Source organism: Rathayibacter sp. AY1A3, assembly GCF_002930975.1.
Taxonomy (GTDB): domain Bacteria; phylum Actinomycetota; class Actinomycetes; order Actinomycetales; family Microbacteriaceae; genus Rathayibacter.
The window spans coordinates 81,784-97,515 of record NZ_PSTO01000005.1; the positions used below are offsets into that span (position 1 = coordinate 81,784).

A 15,732-nucleotide genomic window follows, 5' to 3' on the forward strand; every position below is an offset into this window, starting at 1 on the left:
CCGCACCACCTCCTGAAGGAATCGACACCCGCATGACTCCGGATCCGTCCGCCGTGCAGCCCGCACCGACGCCCCAGCCACCCCGACCCGCCCACGCTCCCGGGGCCGCCCCCGCGGCCGCCCCCGCGGCCGAGGTCCTCACCGGAGCGCAGGCGGTCGTCCGCTCGCTCGAGATGCTCGGGATCGAGGACGTCTTCGGCCTTCCCGGAGGCGCGATCCTCCCGGTCTACGACCCGCTGATGGACTCCTCGAAGATCCGGCACATCCTGGTCCGCCACGAGCAGGGCGCCGGCCACGCCGCCGAGGGCTACGCCTCGGCGACCGGCAAGCTCGGCGTCTGCATCGCGACCTCGGGCCCCGGAGCGACCAACCTGGTCACCGCGATCGCGGACGCCTACATGGACTCCGTCCCGATGCTCGCGATCACCGGCCAGGTGTTCTCGACGCTCATGGGGACCGACGCGTTCCAGGAGGCGGACATCGTCGGCATCACGATGCCGATCACGAAGCACTCCATCCTCGTGACGCGTCCCGAGGACATCCCCTCGGCCCTCGCCTCCGCCGCGCTGATCGCCACCACCGGCCGCCCCGGCCCCGTGCTGGTCGACATCACGAAGGACGCGCAGCAGGACCAGGCGCCGTTCCTCTGGCCGCCGAAGATCGACCTGCCCGGCTACCGTCCGGTCACGAAGGCCCACGGCAAGCAGATCCAGGCCGCGGCCCAGCTGCTGGTCGAGTCGCGGAAGCCGGTGCTCTACGTGGGCGGCGGCATCATCCGCGCCCGCGCGGCCGCCGAGCTGAAGGCGTTCGCCGAGGCCTGCGGCGCCCCCGTGGTGACCACGCTGATGGCGCGCGGAGCGTTCCCGGACTCGCACGAGCAGCACCTGGGCATGCCCGGCATGCACGGCACCGTCCCCGCGGTGCTCGCGCTGCAGGAGGCGGACCTGATCCTCGCGCTGGGCTCGCGCTTCGACGACCGCGTGACCGGCAAGGCGGCGCTCTTCGCGCCCCACGCCAAGGTCGTGCACGTCGACATCGACCCGGCCGAGATCTCCAAGATCCGCACCGCCGACGTGCCGATCGTGGGCGACCTGAAGGACGTCCTCCCGGACCTCACCGACGCGTTCGCCAAGGCCTCCGCCGACGGCCGCGCCGACACCTCCGAGTGGTGGAGCTACCTCAAGGGCCTGCAGACGGAGTTCCCGCTCGGCTACACCGAGCCGAACGACGGCCTGCTCTCGCCGCAGTACGTCATCAAGCGCATCGGCGAGATCACCGGCCCCGAGGGCGTCTTCGCCTCCGGCGTCGGCCAGCACCAGATGTGGGCGGCGCAGTTCATCAAGTACGAGCGCCCCAACTCGTGGCTGAACTCCGGCGGCGCCGGCACCATGGGCTACTCCGTGCCCGCGGCGATGGGCGCCAAGGTCGGCGAGCCCGAGCGCACCGTGTGGGCGATCGACGGCGACGGCTGCTTCCAGATGACCAATCAGGAGCTCGCCACCTGCACGATCAACGACATCCCGATCAAGGTCGCGGTGATCAACAACTCCTCGCTCGGCATGGTGCGCCAGTGGCAGACCCTGTTCTACGAGGGCCGCTACTCCAACACCGACCTCAACACGGGTCACGACACCGTCCGGGTGCCCGACTTCGTGAAGCTCGCCGACGCCTACGGCGCGCTCGGCATCCGCGTCACGAAGCCGGAGGAGATCGACGACGCCATCCGTCTCGCCATCGCCACCAACGACCGGCCCGTGGTCATCGACTTCGTCGTCAGCCGCGACTCCATGGTCTGGCCGATGGTCCCGCAGGGCGTCTCCAACAGCTACGTCCAGTACGCCCGAGACCACAGCCCGACCTGGGACGACGAGGAGTAGACCCGCATGACGCACCACGTTCTCTCCCTGCTCGTCGAGGACAAGCCGGGACTGCTCACCCGTGTCGCCGGGCTGTTCGCCCGCCGCGGCTTCAACATCGAGTCGCTGGCGGTCGGTCCGACCGAGCTGGCCGGGCTCTCGCGCATCACGGTCGCCGTGGACGTCGAGGACCTGCCGCTCGAGCAGGTCACGAAGCAGCTCAACAAGCTCGTCAACGTGATCAAGATCGTCGAGCTCGACACCGACCAGTCGGTCCAGCGCGAGCACCTGCTCGTCAAGGTCCGCGTCGACAACGTCACGCGCTCGCAGGTGCTCGAGGCCGTCACGCTCTTCCGCGCCCGCGTGGTCGACGTCGCGACCGACGCCCTGGTGATCGAGGTCACCGGCGACACCGGCAAGACCAATGCGTTCCTGCGGGTGATCGAGCCCTACGGCATCAAGGAGATCGCGCAGTCGGGCCTGCTCGCCATCGGGCGCGGCTCCAAGTCGATCACCGAGCGCGTCTTCAAGAACTGACCGCGAACTCTCCACTACAGAAAAGGACTCACCACGTGACCGAGCTCATCTACGACGCCGACGCCGACCTCTCCATCATCCAGTCCAAGAAGGTCGCGATCGTCGGCTACGGCTCGCAGGGCCACGCGCACGCGCAGAACCTCCGCGACTCCGGCGTCCAGGTCGTCATCGCGCTGAAGGAGGGGTCGAAGTCGACCGCCAAGGCCGAGGACGACGGCTTCGAGGTCAAGAGCGTCGCCGACGCCGCGGCCTGGGCCGACCTGATCATGATCCTCGCGCCGGACCAGCACCAGCGCGCGATCTACAGCGAGCAGATCGCCTCCGCGCTGACCGAGGGCAAGACCCTCGCCTTCGCGCACGGCTTCAACATCCGCTTCGGCTACATCGAGGCGCCCGCGGGCGTCGACGTCATCCTCATCGCGCCGAAGGCCCCCGGCCACACCGTGCGCCGCGAGTTCGTCGCCGGCCGCGGCATCCCGGACATCATCGCCGTCGAGAACGACGCGACCGGCACGGCCTGGGAGACCGCGAAGTCCTACGCGAAGGCCATCGGCGGCACCCGCGCCGGCGTCATCAAGACCACCTTCACCGAGGAGACCGAGACCGACCTGTTCGGCGAGCAGGCCGTGCTCTGCGGCGGCACCTCGCAGCTCGTCCAGTACGGCTTCGAGACCCTCGTCGAGGCCGGCTACCAGCCCGAGATCGCCTACTTCGAGGTGCTGCACGAGCTCAAGCTCATCGTCGACCTCATGTGGGAGGGCGGCATCGCCAAGCAGCGCTGGAGCGTCTCCGACACCGCCGAGTACGGCGACTACGTCTCCGGCCCGCGCGTCATCGACCCGCGCGTGAAGGAGAACATGAAGGCCGTCCTCGGCGACATCCAGAGCGGCGCCTTCGCGAAGCGCTTCATCGGCGACCAGGACGCGGGCGGACCCGAGTTCCAGGAGCTGCGCGCGAAGGGCGAGAAGCACCCGATCGAGGAGACCGGCCGCGAGCTGCGCAAGCTCTTCGCCTGGAAGCAGACCGACGAGGACTACACCGACGGCAGCGTCGCGCGCTAGTCGCACCGCGTCGACCGGGGGAGCCCCGGCCCGACGAGGGACCCGTCCACCGGGATCCCCTCGCCGGGCCGGGGCTCCTCCGCGTCCGGGGCGCGACTACTGCTCGAGCTCGCGGACGAGACGGCGGAGACCGCCCTTCGGCGGGACGAGGACGGGGTCCGGCCACCGGGGCGAGAGGTGGTCGCCGAGCGTGACCCGGCGCAGCTTGCGGCCGACGAGGGGGAGTACCCAGTCGGCGGCCCAGCGGCGCTGCTCGCGCAGCCGCGCGCGGAGGCGGAGCGGCTCGGGGGTGTCCCAGGGCCCGGTCGAGATCGTGTGCGGCACGCCGAGCGTGTCGAGCACGCGACCGGCCAGGACGCGGTGGCCGCGCTTGGAGAGGTGCATCCGGTCGGGCGACCAGAGCACGGGGGAGTGGAACTCCCGCATCGCCCAGTAGTCGACGAGGATCGCGCCCCGCTCGCGGGCGATCCGGCGGACGGCGCTGTTGTAGAGGTGGTTGCGGCGCAGGAACATCCGCGGGGCGGGCAGTCCCGGGATGTCGACGCCGGTGAAGAGCACGAGGGAGGCGCCGGTGGTCGCGAGCGCGTCGACGAGCGCCTCGTAGCGGATGATCAGATCGACGGTGTCGGCGCCGAGGTCGAGGATGTCGTTGCCGCCGGCGTACAGCGTGATCAGGGTGGGGCGGAGCGCGAGGGCGGGCGCGAGCTGGTCCTCGGTGATCTGGGCGAGGCGCTTCGAGCGGACGGCGAGGTTCGCGTACTCCCAGCCCGGCTCGGCCTTCGCCAGGCGCTCGGCGACGCGGTCGGCCCAGCCGCGCACCCCGTTCGGCAGGCGCGGGTGCGGGTCGCCGACCCCCTCCGTGAAGGAGTCGCCGAGGGCGACGAAGCGGCGGCGGCGGTCGTCCATCCGCTCAGCCTCGCCCCCGGGGGAGGACGCGGGGTGTCCGCCGGGTGTCGGGGAGGCGGCGGCGGGCTCCGAGCCTCCTGCGAGGTGCGCGCGGCTAGGGTGTTGCGGTGATCGATGGTGGACCGGGACGCTCCCCGGAGGACGACGACGCGGCGAACCCGCCGGCGGACCGCGGGCCGGACGCCGGCCCGGAGGACGACGCCGACGACGAGGCCCTGGAGTGGGCGGGCGAGGGCGCGGACCCGACGCTCGCCGCGGGGACGGCGCGTGTGCGCCGGAAGCCCCGCACGGTCGCGGGGGCGGGCCCGGCGGACGACGGCTCGGACGACGACGACTCCGAGGTCGAGGACCCCGACGACGAGGCCGCGTCCTCGTCCGCTCTACTGATCGCGGCGGGCATCGCGGCCGGCCTCTACCTCCTGTACGCCATCGCCTGGGCGATCACGGCGACGCGGCAGTCGCCGGTCGCCGCGGCCGGCTTCGCGGGCGATGCGCTCGGCGGCGCCCTCTACTCGCTCGGGCTCTGGCTGGCGGTCCTGGCGCCGCCGGTGTGGTTCGCCGTGGTGCTCCTCGCCACCCGCGACTCCCGGGTGCGCACCCGCGTGCTCTGGCTGGTCGCCGGACTCGTCCTCCTCGCTCCGCTGCCGTTCCTGAAGGGGGCCTGATGACCGACTCGACCCGGGCCACCCTCGGCGGGACCGGCCGGCGCGACCGGCCCGGCCGTCGCCTGGCCGCCTCCGTCCTCGTCGCCGTGGTGTTCGCGCTCTTCTTCGCCTGGGACGTCTGGGAGGCGGTCGGCAACCTGATCGGCCTGCGCAGCTACGCGGCCTCCCTCGGCACCGACCTGAATCCGACGGGCTGGGCGGTGCTCCTGCTCGGCCTGGTGCTGCCGGTCGCCTGCTTCGTCGCCGCCGTCCTGCTCGGCCGCCGCCGGGGGCTCCCGGCGCGCGTCGGACTGCTCGCGGCGGCCCTCTGCCTCTCGGCGGCGCTCTCGCTCGACGTGCAGCTCGTCCTCGGCGTCGAGAGCCTGGTCTCGCTGAGCTGACCGGCGGCGTCACACGGCGCGGGGCGCGCGCACCCCTCCGCTACAGTGTCGGGGGGCTGCCGACGCCCCCGCCTCGGTGCCCGCTCCGTCCCCTCTCCGAAGGAAGCGCCTCTCGTGACAAAGCCGGTCGTCCTGATCGCCGAAGAACTCTCGCCCGCCACCGTGGACGCGCTCGGTCCCGACTTCGAGATCCGCTCCGTGGACGGCACCGACCGCCCGGCGCTGCTCGAGGCCCTCGCCACGGCGCACGCGATCCTCGTGCGCTCCGCGACGCAGGTCGACGCGGAGGCGATCGCCGCGGCCCCCTCGCTCCAGGTGATCGCCCGCGCCGGTGTGGGTCTGGACAACGTCGACATCACCGCCGCGACCGCCGCGGGGGTCATGGTCGTGAACGCGCCGACCTCGAACATCATCTCGGCCGCCGAGCTCACCGTCGGTCACATCCTGAGCCTCGCCCGCCACATCCCCGCCGCACACAGCGCGCTCGCGCAGGGCCTCTGGAAGCGCTCGAAGTACACGGGCGTCGAGCTCTACGAGAAGACCGTCGGCATCATCGGCCTCGGCCGCATCGGCGCGCTGATCACCGCGCGCCTGCAGGCCTTCGGCGTGAACGTCGTCGCCTACGACCCCTACGTGACCAGCGCCCGCGCGCAGCAGCTCGGCGTCACGCTCCTCTCCCTGGAGGAGCTGCTGGCCGAGAGCGACTTCATCACGATCCACATGCCGAGGACCCCCGAGACGACCGGCATGATCTCGGACGATCAGCTGGCGCTGATGAAGCCGTCGGCGTTCATCGTGAACGTGGCCCGCGGCGGCCTCATCGACGAGGACGCGCTGCACCGCGCGCTCGTCGCGAAGACCATCGCCGGCGCCGGACTCGACGTGTTCGTGAAGGAGCCGCCGACCGGATCGCCGCTGCTCGCCCTCGAGAACGTTGTCGTCACTCCGCACCTCGGGGCCTCGACCGACGAGGCGCAGGAGAAGGCCGGCGTCTCGGTCGCCCGCTCGGTGCGCCTGGCGCTCTCGGGCGAGCTCGTGCCGGACGCCGTGAACGTCGCCGGCGGCGTGATCGACGAGTACGTGCGCCCCGGCATCCCGCTGGTCGAGAAGCTCGGCCAGGTCTTCTCGGGCCTCGCGGATTCGCCGGTCACCTCCATCGACGTCGAGGTGCGCGGCGAGCTCGCCGGCTACGACGTGAAGGTCCTCAAGCTGGCGGCTCTCAAGGGCGTGTTCACCAACGTGGTCTCGGAGACGGTGTCCTACGTCAACGCGCCGGTGCTCGCGGAGCAGCGCGGCATCGAGGTGCGCCTGATCACGGAGCCGGTCTCGGACGAGTACCGCAACGTGATCACGCTGCGCGGCGCGCTCTCGGACGGCTCGCAGATCTCGGTCTCGGGCACGCTGACCGGCACCAAGCAGGTCGAGAAGATCGTGGCGATCAACGGCTACGACGTCGAGGTCCCCCTCGCGAAGCACCTCGTCGTCATGAGCTACGTCGACCGCCCCGGGATCGTCGCGGTCTACGGCCGCGAGTTCGGCGACGCCGCGGTCAACATCGCGGGCATGCAGATCGCGCGCACCGAGGCGGGCGGCAAGGCGCTCTCGGTGATCACCATCGACTCCCCCGCCCCGGACGGCCTGCTCGAGAAGGTCCGCGTCGCGATCGACGCCGACCTCATGCAGGAGATCGACATCACCGAGCAGTGAGCACCCGGCGGTTCGCTCAGGTCGACGTCTTCGGCGCCGCGCCGTTCCGGGGCAACCCGGTGGCGGTCGTCGTCGACGGCGACGGCGTGGGCGACGCCGCGATGGCGGAGTTCGCGCGCTGGACGAACCTCTCCGAGACGACCTTCCTCCTCCGCCCGAGCGACCCCGCGGCCGACTACCGGCTGCGGATCTTCACGCCGGGCGGGGAGCTGCCCTTCGCCGGGCACCCGACCCTCGGGAGCGCGCGCGCCTGGCTCGCGGCCGGAGGGACGGCCCGCGCGGCGGGGGAGCTCGTGCAGGAGTGCGCCGCGGGTCTCGTCCGACTGCGGGTGACGGAGGAGGGCATCGCCTTCGCCGCCCCGCCCCGCCGGCGGACCGGACCGGTCGACGAGGCGACGCTCGAGCGGGTGGCCGCGGCTCTGCGGATCCCGCGCGCGGAGATCCTCGACCACGAGTGGGTCGACAACGGTCCCGGCTGGCTGGCCGTGCGGCTCGCGTCGGCGGAGCAGGTCCTCGCGCTGCGGCCGGACCAGGCTCTCCTCGCCGGGCTCCCCGTCGGCGTCGTGGGCGAGCATCCGGCGGGAGGCGAGTGCGCGGTCGAGGTGCGGGCGTTCATCCCCGACGCCGGTGTGTCCGAGGATCCGGTGACGGGGAGCCTCAATGCGGGGATCGCCCAGTGGCTGATCGGCAGCGGCGTGCTGCCCGAGCGCTACACCGCGGCCCAGGGTGCGGCGCTGGGCCGAGCCGGGCGCGTGCGCGTCGAGAGCACGGACGGCGCGATCTGGATCGGCGGCGCGACGGTGACCCTGATCGACGGGGTCGTCGAGCTGTAGCGGGTCCGCCGGGGCGGCGCGGCTCAGCTCCCGAGGAGGCGCTGGACGACCGCGAGGACGTCCTCGGCCTCGCCGCGCGACGGCGAGCCCGTGGGGAGCAGGGCGGAGTTGTAGTAGAGCCCGTCGCTCATCAGGACGATCGCCCGGGCGACGAGCGGGTCGCCCACGGCGTCGGCGACCACCTCGTTCCAGCTGTCGTGGATCCGCGCGAGGCCGCCGCTGGCTCGCTCGTCGTGCCCCTGCGCGATGCGCGACACGGCGAGGATCGTGCGGTCGAAGGCCGAGTCGGCGGCGAAGGAGGTGCGCAGCAGGTAGGCGACCACGCCCTCGGGAGCGGCGAGGCTCTGCGCGACGTCCGCCTCCCGCCGCGCGTCGAGGCGCTGCAGGAGCCCGTCGACGAGGGCGTCCTTCGAGGGGAAGTGGTAGAGCAGCCCGCCCTTGGAGACTCCGGCCTCGCGGGCGACGGCGTCGAGGGTCGCGGCGCGCTCGCCCTGCTCGATGAGGAGCTGCTCGAACGCGTCGAGGACGCGGTCGCGGGCGGGGGCAGGAGGCACGGCGACCATCCTACGGCGGATCAGTGGCGACTGTACCGGCTGGACGGTATACTCTCTCCGTTCTCCTCTGAAAGGTCGTCCCCGTGTCCGCGCGCACCGCTCCCGTCTCCACCCACGACACCGCCGGCGCCGCCGACCGGGTCGGGCGACGCGCCTGGGTGGCGCTCGCGGTGCTGATGCTCCCGGTGCTGCTGGTCTCGGTCGACAACACGGTGCTGAACTTCGCGCTCCCCTCGATCGCCGAGGATCTGGGCCCCTCCGGCATCGAGCTCCTGTGGATCGTCGACGCCTACCCGCTGGTGCTCGCGGGCCTGCTGGTGGCGATGGGCAGTCTCGGCGACAGGGTCGGGCGGCGGCGCCTCCTGCTGGTCGGCGCGGTCGGCTTCGCCGCCGTCTCGGTCGTGGCCGCGTTCGCTCCCACCGCCGCGGCGCTCATCGGCGCCCGCGCGGCACTGGGCTTCTTCGGCGCGATGCTGATGCCCTCGACGCTCTCGCTCCTGCGCAGCGTCTTCCCCGACCGCGACCAGCGCCGCCTCGCGATCGCCATCTGGGCGACCGGCTTCGCCGTGGGCTCGGGCGTCGGCCCGCTGGTCGGCGGCGTGCTGCTCGAGCACTTCCCCTGGGGGTCGGTGTTCCTGCTCGCGGTGCCCGTGCTGCTCCCGCTGGTCGTCCTGGTGCCGATCCTGGTGCCGGAGTCGCGCGACCCGCAGCCCGGCCCGGTCGACGTGGTCAGCATCCTGCTGTCGCTGGCGACCATGGCGCCGGTCGTCTACGCGGTGAAGTCCTTCGCCGAGCACGGGATCGACGCGGTCGGCGTCGCGGCGCTCGTCGTGGGCGTCGTCTCGGGAGCTCTGTTCGTCCGCCGCCAGCAGCGCCGGGCCTCGCCGATGCTCGATCTCTCGCTCTTCCGCCGCGGCTCGTTCAGTGCGGCGATCGTGGTCAACCTCCTCAGCGTCACCGCGCTGGTCGGCGGGCTCTTCTTCCTCTCGCAGCACCTGCAGCTCGTGGTCGGGCTCTCGCCCCTGGAGGCGGGCCTCGTGCTCGTGCCGGGCCTCGCCGTGATGATCCTGGCCGGGCTCGGCGTGGTGCCGATCGCGCGCCGCGTCGCTCCGCGCCTCGTCGTTCCGGCCGGACTGCTGGTCTCGGCCGTCGGGTACATCCTGCTGGCCCTCGGCAGCGGGGCGCCCGGAGGAGCGTCCGCGCTCACCGTCGCCGCCGCCTTCGCGTTCCTGGGCCTGGGCATCGGTGCGGCCGAGACGGTGTCGAACGAGCTGATCCTGGCCAACGCGCCCGCCGACAAGGCCGGTGCGGCCTCCGCCGTCTCCGAGACCGCCTACGAGCTCGGTGCCGTCCTCGGCACCGCGACGCTCGGCACGGTCCTCACCGCCGTGTACCGCGGGGGAGTCGTGCTGCCCGAGGGCCTCGACGTCGCGCAGGCGCAGCGGGCCGGGGAGACCCTCGGCGGCGCCGTCTCGGTCGCCGGCGAGCTGCCCGCCGACTCCGCCGCGAGCCTCGTCGCGTCGGCGAGCGCGGCGTTCGACTCGGGCGTCGGCTGGTCGGCCTGGCTCGGTGTCGTCCTCGTGCTGGCCGCCGCCGCGGTCGGCGCCTGGCGCCTCCGCCGGAGCTGACGCTCCTCCTCTCCTCCCGAGGGAGGCCGCCCGGGACGCGCAGCGCCTCCCGGGCGGCCCTCGCCAGCCCGACGGGGGGCGCGTGCCCCGGACCGCGGCGCGGGCGGGCCGCGAGTACGCTGGGGGGACTCCGACCCCGTACGCCTGAGGACCGCCATGCCCCGCACCGTGAAGCTCGCCGTCATCCCCGGAGACGGGATCGGGCCCGAGGTGACCGCCGAGGCCGTCAAGGTCCTCGACGCCGTCACCGCCGACTCCGACCTGGTGCTCGAGACGACCACCTTCTCGCTCGGCGCCGCCCGCTACCTCGAGACCGGCGACGTCCTCACCGACGAGGACCTCGCGGCGATCGCGGGGCACGACGCGATCCTCCTGGGCGCCGTCGGCGGAGCACCGGGCGACCCGCGCCTCCGGGACGCGAACATCGAGCGCGGGCTGCTCCTGCGGCTGCGCTTCGAGCTCGACCACTACGTCAACCTGCGGCCCACCCGTCTCTACGCGGGCGTCGCCTCGCCGCTCGCGGCTCCCGGCGAGGTCGACTTCGTGGTCGTCCGCGAGGGCACGGAGGGCCCCTACGTCGGCACCGGCGGCTCGATTAGGCAGGGCACCCCGCACGAGGTCGCCAACGAGGTGTCGGTCAACACCGCCTACGGCGTCGAGCGCGTCGTCCGCCACGCGTTCGAGCTCGCCCGCACGCGTCGCTCCCGGCTGACGCTCGTGCACAAGACGAACGTCCTCGTCTTCTCCGGCTCCCTGTGGAAGCGGATCGTCGACGAGGTGGGGGCCGCCTTCGAGGACGTGGCCGTCGACTACCTCCACGTGGACGCCGCCACGATCTTCCTCGTGACCGACCCTGCTAGGTTCGACGTCATCGTCACCGACAACCTCTTCGGAGACATCCTGACCGATCTGGCCGGCGCGATCAGCGGCGGCATCGGACTCGCGGCCTCGGGCAACATCAACCCCGACGGCGCGTTCCCCAGCATGTTCGAGCCGGTCCACGGATCCGCGCCCGACATCGCCGGACGGCAGCTCGCCGACCCGACCGCCGCGATCCTCTCGGCGGCGATGCTGCTGGACCACCTCGGCCGGAGCGACGAGGCCGCCCGCGTCACCGCGGCCGTGACCGCCGACATCGAGTCGCGCGACGGCACCCCGCGCTCCACGGCCGCGATCGGCGACTCCGTCGTCGCCCGCCTCCGCTGATCCCCCGCAGAAGGACACCACCACGATGAGCACCGACTCCGCCCCCGCCGACCTCGCCTTCGAGGTGACCGCCGCCCCCGCGCCCCGCTCCGCCGAGGAGCGCGCCCGGATCCTCGCGAACCCCGGCTTCGGCATGCACTTCACCGACCACATGGTCGGCCTCCGCTGGACCCGCACGGACGGCTGGCACAGCGCCCGCGTCGAGCCCTACGGCCCGCTCGCGCTCGACCCCGCCGCCGCCGTCCTGCACTACGCGCAGGAGATCTTCGAGGGGATGAAGGCCTACCGCCACGAGGACGGCTCCGTCTGGACCTTCCGCCCGGAGGCGAACGCGCGCCGCCTGCAGCGCTCGGCCCGCCGCCTCGCGCTGCCGGAGCTCCCGACGGACCTCTTCGTCGAGTCGCTGCGGCAGCTGATCGCGGTCGACGGCGACTGGGTCCCCTCGGAGCCGGAGACCAGCCTCTACCTGCGCCCGTTCATGTTCGCGCAGGAGGCGTTCCTCGGCGTGCGCGCGGCCGAGGACGTCGGCTACTACGTGATCGCCAGCCCCGCCGGCGCCTACTTCTCGGGCGGGGTCGCCCCCGTGTCGATCTGGCTCTCCACCTCCTACGCCCGGGCGGGCAAGGGCGGCACGGGAGCGGCGAAGACGGGTGGCAACTACGCCTCCTCCCTCCTCCCGCAGCAGGAGGCCTACAGCCACGGCTGCGCGCAGGTCCTCTTCCTCGACTCGCAGGAGTCGCAGTGGATCGAGGAGCTCGGCGGCATGAACGTGGTGCTGGTGAAGAAGGACGGCACGCTGGTCACCCCGGAATCGGACTCCATCCTCGAGGGCATCACGCGCGACAGCGTCCTGCAGCTCGCCGAGGACCGCGGCCACCGCGTCGAGCGGCGCCGCGTGAGCATCGACGAGTGGCGCGACGGGGTGGCCTCCGGCGACGTGGTCGAGGTGTTCGCCTGCGGGACCGCCGCCGTGATCACCCCGATCGCCGAGCTCAAGGGCGAGGGCTTCTCCGTCGGCCGCGAGGGCGCGCCCGCCGGGGAGCTCACGATGTCGCTCCGCGAGGAGCTGACCGGCATCCAGTACGGACGCCGCGAGGACACGCACGGATGGATGACGAGGCTGGACGCATGAAGATCGCACGATTCGCCACGCAGCGCGACGGGGACAACGGGGGAGCGATCCACTTCGGGATCGTGGACGAGGACGACCTGGTCGTGCTCGCCGGCGACCCGATGTTCGCCGGGTTCGACACCACGGGGGAGCGCATCCCGATCGCGGAGGCGAAGCTCCTCGCGCCGGTGATCCCGCGCTCCAAGGTCGTCGGCATCGGGAAGAACTACGCCGACCACGCGGCCGAGATGGGCGGCGACGCCCCGGCGGAGCCGCTGGTGTTCCTCAAGCCGAACACGTCGGTCATCGGCCCGGACGAGGCGATCGTCCTCCCCGAGGACAGCCAGCAGGTGGAGTTCGAGGGCGAGCTGGCGATCGTGATCGGCGCCGTGGCCCGCAACGTCCGCGCGGAGGACTACGAGGACGTGGTCTTCGGGTACACGATCGCCAACGACGTCACCGCGCGCGACCTCCAGCGCTCCGACGGCCAGTGGGCGCGGGCGAAGGGCTACGACACCTTCTGCCCGCTCGGTCCGGTCATCGAGACCGAGTTCGTCTGGAACGAGAGCGCGATCGAGACGCGCGTCAACGGGCGCGTGCAGCAGTCGGGCAGCACCGGCGACATGATCCACGGGGTGCCCGAGCTCGTGGCCTACGTCTCGCGCATCTTCACGCTGCTCCCCGGGGACGTGATCCTCACCGGGACGCCCGCCGGCGTCGGGCCGATCGCGAACGGCGACACCGTCGCGGTGGACGTCGAGGGCATCGGCACGCTGTTCAATCCGGTGGTCGTCCGGCGCTGAGCCCGGGCCCTCCTCCGCGGAGGGACGAGCGCCTCCGGCCCGCGCGGATCCTCGGATCCGGCGGGCCGGACACGTCCGAGCGGGACGTCAGTCGGTGCTCGCCGGGTCGCTGCCGACCGCGCCCTCGGTCTCGTCCGGCAGGTCGGCGTCGCCGGAGACGGTGTCCCCTCCGCTGTCGCCGTCGGTCACGGCGTCCGTGACACCGCGGTCGATCGCGGTGCCCCCGGGAGCGGCCCCCGCTGCGGAGGCGTCGGCCGCGTCCTCGCCGGGCAGCACCGTCTGCGCGCCGCCGGTGTTCGGGGCGGCGTCGCCGCCGGATCCGGGAAGGTCCTCGTTCACGTTCTGGTCGGCCATGTCGGCTCCTCTCGTCGGGGCTCCAGCCCAGCACGCGACGGGCCCCTCCGCAGGACGTTGACAGCGCGGGGGCTAGGGGGCAGAGGCGGGCCGTGAGGCCGGGCGACGCGCCTTCACCGTGCTCCCCGGCGCTGTCAAGCGGACTGCCTCCGGGGCCGTCTGGTCGTAGCGTCGAGCTATGAACTCCTTCCGCACCGACTCTGTCAGCCGCATCGCCCGGGAGGACTTCGGCTGGTCGTCGCTGCTCCCTGGTCAGCGCGAGGCGATCGAGTCGGCGGCCTCCGGGCGCGACACGCTGCTGGTGCTGGCGACGGGCGGCGGCAAGTCCGCGGTCTACCAGATCGCCGGAGCCGAGCGCGGCGGCGTCGTCCTGGTCGTCTCCCCGCTCGTCGCCCTGCAGGCCGACCAGCTCGCCGCGATCGAGGCGGCTCCGGCGGCCCCGCCCGCCGTCGCGATCAACTCCTCCCAGGGCGCCGCGGCCGTCGCCCGCGCCTGGGACCGGATCGACGAGGGCGGCCCGCTCTACGTGCTCCTGGCGCCCGAGCAGCTCGCCAAGCCCGAGAACGTGGCGCGCCTGGCGGCCGCAGGAGTCTCGCTCCTGGTCGTCGACGAGGCGCACTGCGTCTCCTCCTGGGGCCACGACTTCCGCCCCGACTACCTCCGCCTGGCCGATGTGCGCGGCGAGCTCGGAGACCCGCCGGTGCTCGCGATGACCGCCACCGCCTCCGGGCCGGTGCGCGACGAGATCATCGAGCGCCTCCGGATGACCGACCCCGAGATCCAGGTGCACGGCGTCGACCGTCCGGAGATCCGGCTGGTGGTGCACCGCCACGAGAGCGAGAACGAGAAGCGCGCCGCCGTGGTCGAGGAGGCGCGCAGCTGGACGGCTCCGGGCCTGGTCTACGTGGCCACCCGCAAGGAGACGGAGGCCTACGCGGCCGACATCGCGGCGGAGGGGCGCCGGGTCGCGGCGTACCACGCCGGGCTCAAGGTGTCCGAGCGCAAGGTCGTGCACGAGCAGTGGCGCGCCGGCGAGCTCGACGTCGTCGTCGCGACCTCGGCCTTCGGGATGGGCATCGACCGGGCCGACGTCCGCTTCGTGCTGCACGCGACGACCACCGAGTCGCTCGACGCCTACTACCAGGAGATCGGCCGCGCGGGCCGCGACGGCGAGCCGGCGACGGGCGCGCTGCACTACCGCGCCGAGGATCTGGGTCTCCGCCGCTTCTTCGCCAAGCGCTCGGTCGACAAGGCCGCGCTGCGCGTGATCTGGGCGGCCGTCTCGGAGCAGCCGGGGCTCGACTCCGCGGCTCTCGCGAGGGAGCTGGGGAAGCCGGCCCGCACGATCGCCCGGATCGTCAACGATCTCGCGGACGCGGGGCTGGTGGAGACCGGGTCCGGTCTGCGCGCGACGCGCGAGGCCTCGGGCGACGAGGCCGTGCACGCGGTGAAGGAGGCTCTGGCCTCCCGCGAGCGGATCGCGGAGTCGCGCCTGTCGATGATGCGCGCGTACGCGGAGACCAGCCAGTGCCGCCGCCGGGTCCTGCTGGACTACTTCGGCGTGGAGTCGGCCGAATGGTGCGGCAACTGCGACGGCTGCGAGCGGCACGAGGCGAGCGGCGAGACCGTGGAGGCGCCCGTGGACGCCCCTCTGAGCGTCGACGAGTCGGTGGAGCACCGCGAGTGGGGCGCCGGCACCGTGATGAGCGTGGAGGCCGACCGGGCGACGATCTTCTTCGAGTCCGAGGGCTACAAGGTGCTGTCGTTCCAGGCGCTCGAGTCCGGCGTCCTGCGCGAGCGCGAGCACGCCTCCGCCTGACCCCGGCTCTCCGCGCCGGCCGATCGCCGGTCGCGGGACGCCGCTCCGGTACGGCAGGCACGGCGTGCCGTGCACCGGAGCGGCGTCCCCCGGAGGGTGGTCAGACCTTCGAGACGGCCGAGCTCACGTCGGTGGGCTTCTCGTAGTCGCCGTCCGGGATCGCACGGAGGGCCTCGAGGACGTCGCCGTCCGCGCCCTCCTTCTCGGCGGTCTCGACGATCGTGTCCTTCGAGGCGGGGTAGTCGATGCCCGAGAGGTACTTCTGGATCTGGATCGGGTTGGGTGCGTCCATCGTGCTGTCCTTTCGTCGCC

General features: G+C 72.8%; 16 protein-coding genes. 12 read left to right on the top strand and 4 right to left on the bottom strand.

The genetic code is table 11. The annotated features are described in order from the left end of the window. Positions 1-32 precede the first annotated feature (32 nt). The 3 genes from C5C10_RS03805 to ilvC are packed head-to-tail and all read left to right on the top strand — an operon-like array spanning position 33 to position 3,454. A complete protein-coding gene (locus tag C5C10_RS03805) occupies positions 33-1,877 on the top strand; it encodes an acetolactate synthase large subunit (protein WP_104328556.1) in 1,845 nt (614 codons plus the stop codon). A gap of 6 nt (positions 1,878-1,883) precedes the next feature. Further along, entirely contained in the window at positions 1,884-2,393 is a 510-nt protein-coding gene (gene ilvN, locus C5C10_RS03810; RefSeq protein WP_104223540.1) for an acetolactate synthase small subunit, read from the top strand. A gap of 35 nt (positions 2,394-2,428) precedes the next feature. Continuing rightward, positions 2,429-3,454 (top strand): ketol-acid reductoisomerase, encoded by a 1,026-nt coding sequence (gene ilvC / locus C5C10_RS03815; RefSeq protein WP_104223539.1) that lies wholly within the window; start codon positions 2,429-2,431, stop codon positions 3,452-3,454. 96 nt (positions 3,455-3,550) lie between these two features. Here ilvC and C5C10_RS03820 read toward each other — a convergent pair whose 3' ends face one another. Continuing rightward, complete coding sequence (locus C5C10_RS03820; RefSeq protein ID WP_104328557.1) at positions 3,551-4,360, bottom strand: SGNH/GDSL hydrolase family protein; 810 nt, start codon at positions 4,358-4,360, stop codon at positions 3,551-3,553. 107 nt (positions 4,361-4,467) lie between these two features. Here C5C10_RS03820 and C5C10_RS03825 point away from each other — a divergent pair, with 107 nt between their 5' ends. From C5C10_RS03825 to C5C10_RS03840, 4 genes are all read left to right on the top strand, one after another. Next, the gene (locus C5C10_RS03825) at positions 4,468-5,025 is read left to right on the top strand and encodes a DNA polymerase III subunit gamma/tau (RefSeq protein ID WP_104328558.1); all 558 of its coding nucleotides are present in this window, start codon (positions 4,468-4,470) and stop codon (positions 5,023-5,025) included. Then, complete coding sequence (locus C5C10_RS03830; RefSeq protein WP_104233218.1) at positions 5,025-5,405, top strand: hypothetical protein; 381 nt, start codon at positions 5,025-5,027, stop codon at positions 5,403-5,405. Before C5C10_RS03825 ends, C5C10_RS03830 begins: the two co-directional genes overlap by 1 nt. 114 nt (positions 5,406-5,519) lie before the next feature. Beyond that, positions 5,520-7,112, top strand: a complete 1,593-nt coding sequence (gene serA, locus C5C10_RS03835; RefSeq protein WP_104223535.1) for a phosphoglycerate dehydrogenase — start codon at positions 5,520-5,522, stop codon at positions 7,110-7,112. Further along, positions 7,109-7,945 (top strand): PhzF family phenazine biosynthesis protein, encoded by an 837-nt coding sequence (locus C5C10_RS03840; protein WP_104328559.1) that lies wholly within the window; start codon positions 7,109-7,111, stop codon positions 7,943-7,945. Before serA ends, C5C10_RS03840 begins: the two co-directional genes overlap by 4 nt. A 23-nt stretch (positions 7,946-7,968) precedes the next feature. Here the strand turns inward: C5C10_RS03840 and C5C10_RS03845 are convergent, their stop codons facing one another. Continuing rightward, positions 7,969-8,508 carry a TetR/AcrR family transcriptional regulator gene (locus tag C5C10_RS03845; RefSeq protein ID WP_104239274.1) on the bottom strand — a complete coding sequence of 180 codons (540 nt, stop codon included), beginning with the start codon at positions 8,506-8,508 and terminating at the stop codon, positions 7,969-7,971. Between the two features lie 74 nt (positions 8,509-8,582). On the opposite strand from C5C10_RS03845, the gene C5C10_RS03850 reads away from it, so the two are divergent. The 4 genes from C5C10_RS03850 (at position 8,583) to C5C10_RS03865 (ending at position 13,247) form a co-directional block, all read left to right on the top strand. After that, on the top strand, positions 8,583-10,127 hold the full coding sequence (locus C5C10_RS03850; protein WP_258060392.1) for an MFS transporter: 1,545 nt from the start codon (positions 8,583-8,585) through the stop codon (positions 10,125-10,127). A 156-nt stretch (positions 10,128-10,283) separates the two neighbouring features. Beyond that, positions 10,284-11,333 (top strand): 3-isopropylmalate dehydrogenase, encoded by a 1,050-nt coding sequence (locus tag C5C10_RS03855; RefSeq protein ID WP_104257252.1) that lies wholly within the window; start codon positions 10,284-10,286, stop codon positions 11,331-11,333. 25 nt (positions 11,334-11,358) lie between these two features. Further along, positions 11,359-12,465 (top strand): branched-chain amino acid aminotransferase, encoded by a 1,107-nt coding sequence (locus C5C10_RS03860; RefSeq protein ID WP_104226252.1) that lies wholly within the window; start codon positions 11,359-11,361, stop codon positions 12,463-12,465. After that, the gene (locus C5C10_RS03865) at positions 12,462-13,247 is read left to right on the top strand and encodes a fumarylacetoacetate hydrolase family protein (RefSeq protein WP_104233223.1); all 786 of its coding nucleotides are present in this window, start codon (positions 12,462-12,464) and stop codon (positions 13,245-13,247) included. The genes C5C10_RS03860 and C5C10_RS03865 overlap by 4 nt, the downstream gene beginning before the upstream one ends. An 87-nt stretch (positions 13,248-13,334) precedes the next feature. On the opposite strand, the gene C5C10_RS03870 is transcribed toward C5C10_RS03865, so the two are convergent. Then, complete coding sequence (locus tag C5C10_RS03870) at positions 13,335-13,601, bottom strand: hypothetical protein (protein ID WP_104233224.1); 267 nt, start codon at positions 13,599-13,601, stop codon at positions 13,335-13,337. Between the two features lie 178 nt (positions 13,602-13,779). Here C5C10_RS03870 and C5C10_RS03875 point away from each other — a divergent pair, with 178 nt between their 5' ends. Next, on the top strand, positions 13,780-15,420 hold the full coding sequence (locus C5C10_RS03875) for a RecQ family ATP-dependent DNA helicase (protein ID WP_104328560.1): 1,641 nt from the start codon (positions 13,780-13,782) through the stop codon (positions 15,418-15,420). Between the two features lie 100 nt (positions 15,421-15,520). On the opposite strand, the gene C5C10_RS03880 is transcribed toward C5C10_RS03875, so the two are convergent. Then, positions 15,521-15,712 carry a DUF2795 domain-containing protein gene (locus C5C10_RS03880; RefSeq protein ID WP_104223528.1) on the bottom strand — a complete coding sequence of 64 codons (192 nt, stop codon included), beginning with the start codon at positions 15,710-15,712 and terminating at the stop codon, positions 15,521-15,523. Positions 15,713-15,732: the final 20 nt, after the last annotated feature.

Excerpts from the sequence above, each read along its gene's own strand:
- C5C10_RS03805 (WP_104328556.1), top strand. The coding sequence starts at position 33 with ATGACTCCGGATCCGTCCGCCGTGCAGCCCGCACCGACGCCCCAGCCA.
- ilvN (WP_104223540.1), top strand. The coding sequence starts at position 1,884 with ATGACGCACCACGTTCTCTCCCTGCTCGTCGAGGACAAGCCGGGACTG.
- C5C10_RS03820 (WP_104328557.1), bottom strand. The coding sequence starts at position 4,360 with ATGGACGACCGCCGCCGCCGCTTCGTCGCCCTCGGCGACTCCTTCACG.
- C5C10_RS03830 (WP_104233218.1), top strand. The coding sequence starts at position 5,025 with ATGACCGACTCGACCCGGGCCACCCTCGGCGGGACCGGCCGGCGCGAC.
- C5C10_RS03845 (WP_104239274.1), bottom strand. The coding sequence starts at position 8,508 with ATGGTCGCCGTGCCTCCTGCCCCCGCCCGCGACCGCGTCCTCGACGCG.
- C5C10_RS03855 (WP_104257252.1), top strand. The coding sequence starts at position 10,284 with ATGCCCCGCACCGTGAAGCTCGCCGTCATCCCCGGAGACGGGATCGGG.
- C5C10_RS03860 (WP_104226252.1), top strand. The coding sequence starts at position 11,359 with ATGAGCACCGACTCCGCCCCCGCCGACCTCGCCTTCGAGGTGACCGCC.
- C5C10_RS03865 (WP_104233223.1), top strand. The coding sequence starts at position 12,462 with ATGAAGATCGCACGATTCGCCACGCAGCGCGACGGGGACAACGGGGGA.
- C5C10_RS03870 (WP_104233224.1), bottom strand. The coding sequence starts at position 13,601 with ATGGCCGACCAGAACGTGAACGAGGACCTTCCCGGATCCGGCGGCGAC.
- C5C10_RS03875 (WP_104328560.1), top strand. The coding sequence starts at position 13,780 with ATGAACTCCTTCCGCACCGACTCTGTCAGCCGCATCGCCCGGGAGGAC.
- C5C10_RS03880 (WP_104223528.1), bottom strand. The coding sequence starts at position 15,712 with ATGGACGCACCCAACCCGATCCAGATCCAGAAGTACCTCTCGGGCATC.